Source organism: Blastococcus sp. SYSU DS0619 (assembly GCF_054051035.1).
Genome location: NZ_JBJHAM010000031.1, coordinates 21,516 through 30,601 on the forward strand (window position 1 = coordinate 21,516; position 9,086 = coordinate 30,601).

Annotated in this window: 6 protein-coding genes; 3 read left to right on the forward strand and 3 right to left on the reverse strand. The window is 77.8% G+C overall.

Annotated elements, in window-relative coordinates:
• The first annotated feature begins 20 nt into the window (after positions 1 to 20).
• A complete protein-coding gene (locus ACI79T_RS20345) occupies positions 21 to 1,718 on the forward strand; it encodes an ABC transporter (RefSeq protein WP_456611908.1) in 1,698 nt (565 codons plus the stop codon).
• A complete protein-coding gene (locus ACI79T_RS20350; protein WP_456611909.1) occupies positions 1,715 to 3,328 on the forward strand; it encodes a GTPase in 1,614 nt (537 codons plus the stop codon). The genes ACI79T_RS20345 and ACI79T_RS20350 overlap by 4 nt, the downstream gene beginning before the upstream one ends.
• Positions 3,329 to 3,330: 2 nt before the next feature.
• Here ACI79T_RS20350 and ACI79T_RS20355 read toward each other — a convergent pair whose 3' ends face one another.
• Positions 3,331 to 3,840, reverse strand: a complete 510-nt coding sequence (locus tag ACI79T_RS20355; RefSeq protein WP_456611910.1) for an ATP-binding protein — start codon at positions 3,838 to 3,840, stop codon at positions 3,331 to 3,333.
• Positions 3,841 to 3,966: 126 nt separating this feature from the next.
• Here ACI79T_RS20355 and ACI79T_RS20360 point away from each other — a divergent pair, with 126 nt between their 5' ends.
• Complete coding sequence (locus tag ACI79T_RS20360) at positions 3,967 to 4,653, forward strand: ANTAR domain-containing protein (RefSeq protein WP_456611911.1); 687 nt, start codon at positions 3,967 to 3,969, stop codon at positions 4,651 to 4,653.
• Here the strand turns inward: ACI79T_RS20360 and ACI79T_RS20365 are convergent.
• The gene (locus ACI79T_RS20365) at positions 4,650 to 5,597 is read right to left on the reverse strand and encodes a nucleoside hydrolase (RefSeq protein WP_456611912.1); all 948 of its coding nucleotides are present in this window, start codon (positions 5,595 to 5,597) and stop codon (positions 4,650 to 4,652) included. The two genes, ACI79T_RS20360 and ACI79T_RS20365, sit on opposite strands and share 4 nt — an antisense overlap.
• A complete protein-coding gene (locus ACI79T_RS20370) occupies positions 5,594 to 6,982 on the reverse strand; it encodes an APC family permease (protein ID WP_456611913.1) in 1,389 nt (462 codons plus the stop codon). Before ACI79T_RS20370 ends, ACI79T_RS20365 begins: the two co-directional genes overlap by 4 nt.
• Positions 6,983 to 9,086: the final 2,104 nt, after the last annotated feature.

Genomic DNA, 9,086 nt, shown 5'->3' on the forward strand with positions numbered 1-9,086 from the left:
CCCGGGGCAGAGCAGCAGGTGTGACCACGTCGCCGCCTCGCCTGCCCGAGGCCCTCACGGTCCTCCGGGACCGGCTGGCCACCGCACCGCTGGGGCTGGCGACGCCGGCGCGCGACGACGCCGCCCGGGCCGCCCGGAGCGTCGCCGACCAGATCGACGACTACCTGCTGCCCCGCCTGCTCGACCTCGACGCCCCGCTGCTCACCGTCATCGGCGGATCCACGGGCGCCGGCAAGTCCACCCTGGTCAACAGCCTCGTCGGCGCGCCGGTCACGACCGCCGGGGTGCTGCGCCCGACGACGCGCGCCCCGGTGCTGGTGTGTTCCCGGGCCGACGCCGGCAGCTTCTCCGGGGACCGCGTGCTCCCCGGGCTGGCCCGGGTCACCGGCGGCGACGGCGGCCCCGGGACGGTGCAGCTCGTGGTGCGCGACGACGTTCCCGCGGGCCTGGCCCTGCTCGACGCGCCGGACGTCGACTCGGTCGTCACCTCCAACCGGGACCTCGCCGGGCAGTTGCTGGCCGCAGCCGACCTGTGGGTCTTCGTCACGACGGCGGCCCGCTACGCCGACGCGGTGCCCTGGGACGTGCTGCGCACCGCCGAGCAGCGGGGGACGGCGCTGGCGGTGGTCCTCGACCGGGTGCCCCCCGAGGCGGCGGCGGAGATCACGGCGGACCTCGCCGGCATGCTCGAGCGGTCGGGCCTGGCCGCGGCCCGGCTGTTCGTGATCGAGGAGCGCCCGCTGGCCGACGGCCGGCTGCCCGAGGACCAGGTGGCGGCGCTGCGGAGCTGGCTGCACGGGCTGGCGGCCGACCAGGAGCAGCGGGCGGCCGTGGTGCGCCAGACCCTCGGCGGGGCGCTGGACAGCCTGCAGGAGCGGACCGCCGTGGTCGCCGCGGCGGTGGACGAGCAGCTCGCCGTCGCCGGTGCCCTGCACGACGCCGCGTCCGCCGCGTACGACGCGGCGCGCGACGGGATCGACGAGGGGGTGCGCAGCGGCAGCCTGCTGCGCGGGGAGGTGCTGGCCCGCTGGCAGGAGTTCGTCGGCACGGGCGAGTGGATGCGGACGCTGCAGAACCGGGTCGGCCGGGTGCGCGATCGGGTCGCCGCCGCGCTGACCGGGCGCCCGGCGCCCGCCGAGAGCCTGCAGGGCGCGCTGGAGAGCAGCGTGGAGCAGCTCCTCCGTGCCGAGGCCGACCGGGCCGCCGAGCGGACGGTGACCGCCTGGCGGTCGCTGCCGGCCGGCCCGGCGCTGCTGGCGGGCGAGGAGCGGGAGCTCGCCGGCGTGTCCCCGGACTTCCCCGAGGCCGCCGCGGCGCAGGTGCGCGACTGGCAGGGCACGGTGCTGGACCTGGTGCGCAGCGAGGGCGCCGACAAGCGCTCGCGCGCGCGGCTGCTGTCCTGGGGGGTGAGCGGGACCGGTGCGGTGGTGATGGTGGCGGTCTTCGCGCAGACCGGGGGGCTGCTGGGGGGTGAGGTCGCGGTGGCCGGCGGGACGACGGCGGTCGGTCAGCGGGTGCTGGAGGCGGTGTTCGGCGACGCCGCGGTGCGGGCGCTGGCCGAGCGGGCGCGGGCCGACCTGGACGAGCGGGCGGAGACGCTGCTGGCCTACGAGCAGGACCGCTTCGACGGGCGGGTGGACGCGGCGGCGCCGCCCCCGGCCGCCGCCGACGAGCTGCGCGCGGCCGCCCGGGCCCTGGCCGAGGCCCGCCGGGCATGAGGGGAGCGGAGCGGTCGCTGGCCACCAGGCTGGCGGCGTTGCGGGAGGCCGTCGAGGTCGCCGACGGGCGGCTGGAGGTCCCGGAGGTCGCCCAGGCGCGGGCCGTGCTCGCCAAGGCCGGTGCGCGCGAGGCGCTCGGGGACGCCACGGTGGTCGCGCTGGCGGGCGCCACCGGCAGCGGCAAGTCCACCCTGTTCAACGCCCTGTCGGGCAGCGAGGTGAGCACGCCGGGCGTGCGGCGTCCCACCACCGGCGTCGCGCACGCCACCGTCTGGGGCCGGCCGGACGACGGCACCGACCGGCTGCTCGACTGGCTCGAGGTACCCCGGCGGCACCGCCGCGAGCCGGAGGCCGCCCTGGACGGGCTGGTTCTCCTCGACCTGCCCGACCACGACAGCGTGCGGGTGGAGCACCGGCTGGAGGTGGACCGGCTGGTCGGGCTGGTCGACGTCCTGGTCTGGGTGCTGGATCCGCAGAAGTACGCCGACGCCGCCGTGCACGAGCGCTACCTGGCGCCCCTGGCCGGCCACGCGGGTGTGCTCCTGATCGTGCTGAACCAGGTCGACCGGCTCGACGAAGCGGCCGCCCGCGCCTGCCTCGCCGACCTCCGCGGCCTGCTCGACCGGGAGGGGCTGGCGGCCACGCCGCTGCTCGCGGTGTCCGCCCGCACCGGCGCCGGGCTGGCCGAGCTGCGGGGGGAGCTGGCCCGCCGGGTGGGCGCCCGGCGGGCGGCCGGCGAGCGGTTGCTGGCCGATGTGCGCGGCAGCGCCGCGGGACTGGCGGCGCACTGCCCCGACACCGTGGACGGTGGCGGCCGCCGCTGGGGCCGGTCGGCCGGCGGCCCGCCCGACGACGGGCTCACCGACGACCTCACCGACGCCCTGGCCCACGCGGCCGGCGTGCCGACGGTGACCGCCGCCGTCGAGCGCTCGACCCGGCGGGAGGGGACCGGGCGCACCGGGTGGCCGCTGCTCCGCTGGACGCGCAAGCTGCGCGCCGATCCGCTGGACCGGCTGCACCTGGGCGACGCGCGGGCGCGGACGTCGCTGCCGGCGGCCGGCGTGGTGGAACGCGCGCGCATGGCGACCGCCGTGCGCGAGGCCCGCGACGCCGTCGGCGACGGGCTGGCACCGGCCTGGCGGGACGAGCTGCGGCGGACGGCGGAGGTGTCGGAGGACCGGCTGGCCGATGCGCTGGACCGGGCGGTCGGCGGTACCGAGCTGGGCCCCGACCGGGTGCCGCTCTGGCAGCGGGCGGCGGCGGGGCTGCAGTGGCTGCTGCTCGCCACCGCGCTGGTGGGGGCGCTCTGGCTGCTGGCCCTCGTCGTGCTCGGGTTCCTCCAGCTCGACGACGTCGTGCCACTGCCCCGCGTGGAGGGTCTGCCGCTGCCCACGCTGCTGCTGGTCGGCGGGCTGCTGGCGGGGCTGCTGCTGGCGGTCGTGTGCCGCCCGCTCGTGGCGCTGCGCGCGCGCCGGCGGGCGCGGATGGCCGACCGGCGGCTGCGCGCGGCCGTCCGGGAGGTCGCGGTCCAGGAGCTGCTGGCCCCGATGGCGGAGGTGCGCACCGACGCCGGCCGGTTCTGCGCGGCGGTGGCCACGGCCGCGCGCTGAGCTCAGTCCCGGGAGATCCCGGGCGAGCGCTGCTCCGGGAGCCGGTCCCGGAACGGCTCGGCCACCTCCCGGCCGGTCGGCAGCAGCGCCCAGACGTGCTTGCGGCCGGGCCGCTCCTCCCAGCCGAAGGCGGTGGACAGCTGGGCCACGAGGTGCAGGCCCATGCCGCCGAGGGCGGGATCGCGGTCCACGGCCGGTACCGGCGGGCGGTCCGGGGCCTCGTCGCTCAGGTCGAGCAGCCAGCCGGCGGGGCCGGCCACCACCAGGGCGCGCACGTCGCCGCCGCCGTGCCGGAGCGCGTTCGAGGCCAGCTCCTCGAAGACCAGGAGCAGCCCGTCCCGGGCGTCCTCGGTCGACGCCGAGGACACCGACGGGTGGGCGATCCGTGCCCGCAGGTCGGTGCGCACCCGGGAGACCACCTGCATGGCCTCCAGCTGCCAGTGCCAGACGTCACCGGGGACGGAGGGGACGGGCGCGCTCGGCCACGCGTCGTGGGCCTGCTCGTCGGCCATCGCTTCCTCTCGCGTCTGCTCCGCAGGCGGCACCGGGACCCGGCTTGGTCGCACCATCCTGACCGATGCCGCCCCGGCGCGCGAAGGGGGGCGACCGGCGCGTTCCGCACCGGGCACACTGGGCGGGTGGACGACGTGCTGCGGGAGCTGAGCCAGGTGGCCCTGGGCGGGCGGGAGCTCGCCGAGATCCTCGGCGACATCACCGCGATCGCGGCCCGGGCGATCCCGGGCGCCGAGGCGGTGTCGACCACCCTCGTCCGGGGGGAGAAGGCGTTCACGGCGGCCCACGCCGGCGCGATGGCGCTGGAGGCGGACGAGCTGCAGTACCAGGAGAACAGCGGTCCGTGCCTCGACGCCGGTCGTGGAGGGGTCGTCCTCCGCATCGACGACATCCACACCGAGGAGCGCTGGCCGGCCTACATCGCCCGGGTCCGCACGACCGGGGTGCGCAGCTCGCTGTCGGTGCCGCTGCCCTACCAGGGCACCAGCATCGGGGCCCTGAACGTCTACTCGTCCCAGCCGGCGGCCTTCGCGGGGCCGGACTCGCTGGCCGCGGGACTGGGCGCGGCGGAGATGATCGCGGTGGCCGTCGCCAACGCCGACGCGCACGCCCGGCTGGCCGACGACGCCCGCAACATGCGCATCGCCATGGAGTCGCGCGCGGTCATCGAGCAGGCCAAGGGCGTGCTCATGGCCCAGCAGGGCATCGACGCCGAGCAGGCGTTCGAGGTCCTCCGGCAGGCCTCCCAGCGGTACAACCGCAAGCTGCGCGACATCGCCGCCGGCATCGTCGACGGGGTCGTGGGGCGCTAGGCCCGGTCCAGGCGGGCCAGCCGGGAGACCAGGAACTCCACCGCGGCCGCGGGGTCGACGCTCTCGGCGACCTCCACGGCCGTGCCGGCCGAGGAGACCGACCGCCGGTCGACCAGCGTCTGACCGCGGCCGGCACCGAGCGTGGTGTCGACGACGACGTCCCGCCGCACCGTGCCCAGGGTGCCCGGGGCGATCGCCTCGGTGAGGGCCAGGGCGTCGTGCACGACGACGCCCGCGGTGCCGTAGGCGTCGCGGGCGTGGTCGACGTACTGCTGCAGGATCGCCGCGGCGGAGCGGCCGACCGGACCGGCCGCGGCGAAGCGGGCGATGCCCTCCTCGGTGAGGACCGTGGGCAGGGTGACGTCCAGGCCGACCATCACCGTGGGCAGCTCGGAGGTGAACACCGCCTGGGCGGCCTCGGGGTCGGACCAGATGTTGAACTCCGCCGCGGCGGTGACGTTGCCGCCCCGGCCGGCGGATCCACCCATGACGACCAGCCGCCCGATGCGCGCGGCCGCCTCCGGGGAGACGGCGAGCAGCAGCGCGATGTTGGTGAGCGGGCCGATGGCGGCCACCGTCACCGGTTCCGGGGAGGCCATCAGCAGCTCGGCCAGGGCGACCACGGCGGGGCGCGGGTCGACCGCGGCGGGGGACGGCGGCAGCTCCACGCCCCCGAGCCCGGCGGCACCGTGCACGTGCCCGGCCCGCTCCGGCTGGGGGTGGATCAGCGAGGCCCGCGCCCCGACGGCGACCGGCACGTCGGAGCGACCGGCCAGGTGCAGCACCCGCAGGGCGTTCTCGGTGACCTGCGCCAGCTCGACGTTGCCGTGCACCGTGGTGACCAGCCGCAGGTCCACCTCCGGGCTGGCGAGGGCCAGCAGGATGGCGAGGGCGTCGTCGATGCCCGGGTCGGTGTCGATCACCAGCGGGATGCGGTCGGTCACCGCGGCATCCTCGCAGCCGGCTCGGCGGGCGCATCCGGGCCGGTCGGGTCGCCTCCGGCCCACCACGGCGCCCGCGCGACGAGGTAGAGGAGCACGCCGACGGCCAGCTCCGCTCCGGCCAGCAGCCAGGTGCGGCCCTCCTGCTGCCACAGCAGCAGCAGGCAGGAGGCGATCGCCAGCACCGGCACCACCGTCGGCGCGCGGAAGTGCTCGGCCTCGACCGGGTCGCGGCGCAGCACGAGCACGGCGACGTTGGTGCTGAGGAAGACCAGGAGCAGCAGCAGGACGACGGCGTTGGCCAGGGCGCCGAGGTCGCCGACCAGCGTGAGGCCCATCGCCACCAGCGTGGTGAGCGCGATGGCCACCCACGGGGTGCGGCGCACCGGCAGCACCCGGCCCAGCGGGCGGGGGAGCAGCCGCTGCTCGGCCATGCCGAAGACCAGCCGGCTGGCCATGATCATCGTCAGCAGCGCCCCGTTGGCCACGGCGACCAGCGCGACCAGGCTGAACAGCTGGTCGGGGACGCCGACATCGGCCGCCTGGACGACGGCGAGCAGCGGGCCGGAGGAGGCGGCCAGCTCGTCGGGTGCGAGCACGACCGACGCCGCCAGCCCCACGAGCAGGTACACCAGCCCGGCCACCAGCAACGAGCCGAAGAGCGCCCGCGGGTAGACGCGGCGCACGTCGCGGACCTCCTCGGCGATGTTGGCCGACGTCTCGAACCCGACGAAGGAGTAGTACGCCACCAGCGCCGCGGCGAGCACGCCGGAGGTGATCGAGACCCCCGGCGGGAACTCGAGCACCCGGCCGGGGTCGCCGTCGCCCCGCCCGAGCACCAGCGCCCCCAGCACGACGACCAGGACCAGTCCGGAGACCTCGACGACGGTCATCCCGACGTTGGCGCGCACCGACTCCTGGATGCCGCGCGCGTTGAGCAGGCCGACGAGCAGCAGGAACACCACGGCCGCCGGGACGGCGGGCACGTCGAGGAAGACGCCGAGGTAGTCGCCGGCGAAGGCCAGCGCCAGGCCCGCGGCACTGGTGACCCCGGCCGCGAGCATGCAGAACCCGACGAGGAACGAGACCAGCGGGCTCCGGTAGGCCCGCTCCGCGAACACCGCGGAGCCTCCGGCGCGGGGGTACTTGGTCACCAGCTCTGCGTAGCTGGCGGCCGTGAGCAGCGCGAGGCCGAGCGCGACGAGCAGCGGCACCCAGACGGCGCCGCCGACCTCGCCGGCGATGACGCCGATCAGCGCGTAGATCCCGGCGCCGAGCACGTCGCCGAGGATGAACAGGAACAGCAGCCGCCCGCTGATCGCGCGGCGCAACCGGGTGGGTTCCGCCGCGGCGGGGTCGTCGCCGGCAGCGGTTCCATGATCACTCACCGGCTGAGTCTGCGAGCGGCCCGGAGCGGCGGCAATTCGGGGGGGCGCCCGATCGGGCGAGACGCCCGACACGCCGGTCGGCGCGCGGCCCCCCCGGGATGACCGAGCCCTCCCTCCGCCATTTCCACGCTCACGGGGCACCGGTAAGTCGACAAGAGAATGCGCCGGGAAACGGGTCACCGGCCGTTCGGGAATGGCTCGGCAACGGTTCGGTCACGCGCATTCGGGTGGGTGTCGGAACAGCGCCGTCCGGAGGTCCCCGGTCCCTACCTTTCTCCTTGTCCGCGGCACCTTCCCCTGCTGCGGACACGACTTCGGGAGGCGACATGAGCAGCAGCCAGCGAGCCGTCCAGCCGGCCACGGCGGCCGTGCGCGCCGACCTGCCCGGGCGCGAGCCGGCCGGCACGCTGGCGGGGCTCATCGGCGTCCTCGACCGGGCCGACGAGGCCCGGCCGCGGCACCGGCCGCGTCCGGCTACGCACCGCTCGGCCGCCCGCCCCGTGCCGTTGCGGTCGGTCCAGCCGGCACCGCCGGCCCGCGCCGCGCGGGTGCCCGCCCCGCTCACCCCGCGCGTGGTCGTCGTCCCCGAGCGCGTCCGCCAGCCGCTCGGCGGGCTGCGCGGGATCTCCCGGCGGATGGCGCTCTGGGGCGCCGGGGAGCAGGGCGAGAACCTCGCCTGGCGCGTCGCCGCCCACCCCGCCCCGGAGCCGGGCCGCCGCCGGGCCGCCGTGCGCGCCTTCGGCCGCCGGATGGCGCTGTGGGGCGCCGGCGAGCACGGCGAGCACCTCGCCTGGGGCGGGCCCGCCCGCCCTGCGCGACACGACGTCGACCCTCCCGTGGTGCTGCGCGAGCTGCCCAGCACCCCCTCGATCCAGCCCGTGGCGTCTTCCCCCGCCGCGGCGCTCATTCCCGCGGGACCGGCCTCGTCGCCGGGGTCGCGAACCGGTACGGCCGCATCTGACGCGACCGCCCGTCCCACCACCCCGAGTTCCACGGAACCCTCGGCACGGACCCAGCCGCGCGTCGGCTGGAGTCCACCGCGGGACTGGCCGTCCTCGGGTCGGTACGGGGCGCGGTCCACGCCGCCGTCTCTCCCGGTCCGCACCTCCGGCCCGACGCGCCGCACCCCCCGGGTGCCGGCACCGCGATCCCCCGAGGGGTCCGGTGGCGCCGGGGCGCGGGGCGATCCGGCCGGGTGCCCGGTCCGGGGCTCGCCCCTCCCCCCGCGACGAACCTGGCCCGCGAACGGACCCCCTGCTGATCCGTTCCCCGTGCGGGCACCCTCGTCGCACCCCCGCCCGGCGCCCCCCGCGTCGAGCTGATCGCACCGCGCGACCACGGCAGCCAGCCGCGGAACGCCGTTCCCCGCTCTCCTGTCGAGCACGCCGGAACCGGCCACCCTCTTCCCCGGGTGGCGCGGACCGTCGACTCGGTTCCCGAGCACGTCCCCCCCTCGGCCGACCTCGGCCGCACCTGGCCCACCCCCGACGGTGCCCCTCCGGGCACCCGCAGACCGCTCCGCTCGACGTATCCGGCCTCGACCTCCCGCACGGCTCCTGCTCCGCAGGCAGCGCGCGGACCCTCCAGGGAGGCACGGATCGCCGGCGGCGCGGACCGCGGACCCGGAACCGTCCGCGAGGTGGACGACAGGCCTCCTGCCGGTGCCCGCTGGCGCGATCCCCCTCGCGACCACCGGGTCTCTGACCGGCCGGTGCCTGGCCGGCTGCGGCGCGACGCGCCACCGGCCCACCGGCCGGCAGGGGTGTCGACGTCTCCGGGCCCGGGCCGACGTCCAGGGACCGGCGCTCCGGGGCAGCGTCGGGACGACGTCCCGGCGACCGTGGGCACGCGCCGGTGGACGGGACGCCCCGTCCGCTCTCCCCGCCGAACGGCGGGCGCCCGCCGCAGCCCCGGCAGGCGCCCGCCCCGGCTCCCGGGCACCACCCGGCCCCGCCACGTCCCCGGCCCCACCACGTCCCCGGCCCACCAGCGGCCGGGTTCCCCGCTGCGGGGGGGGGGGGGGGGGGGGGGGGGGGGGGGGGGGGGGGGGGGGGCGGGGGGGGGCGGGCGCGGGGGGGGGGGGGCCGGGGGGCGCCGGGGGGGG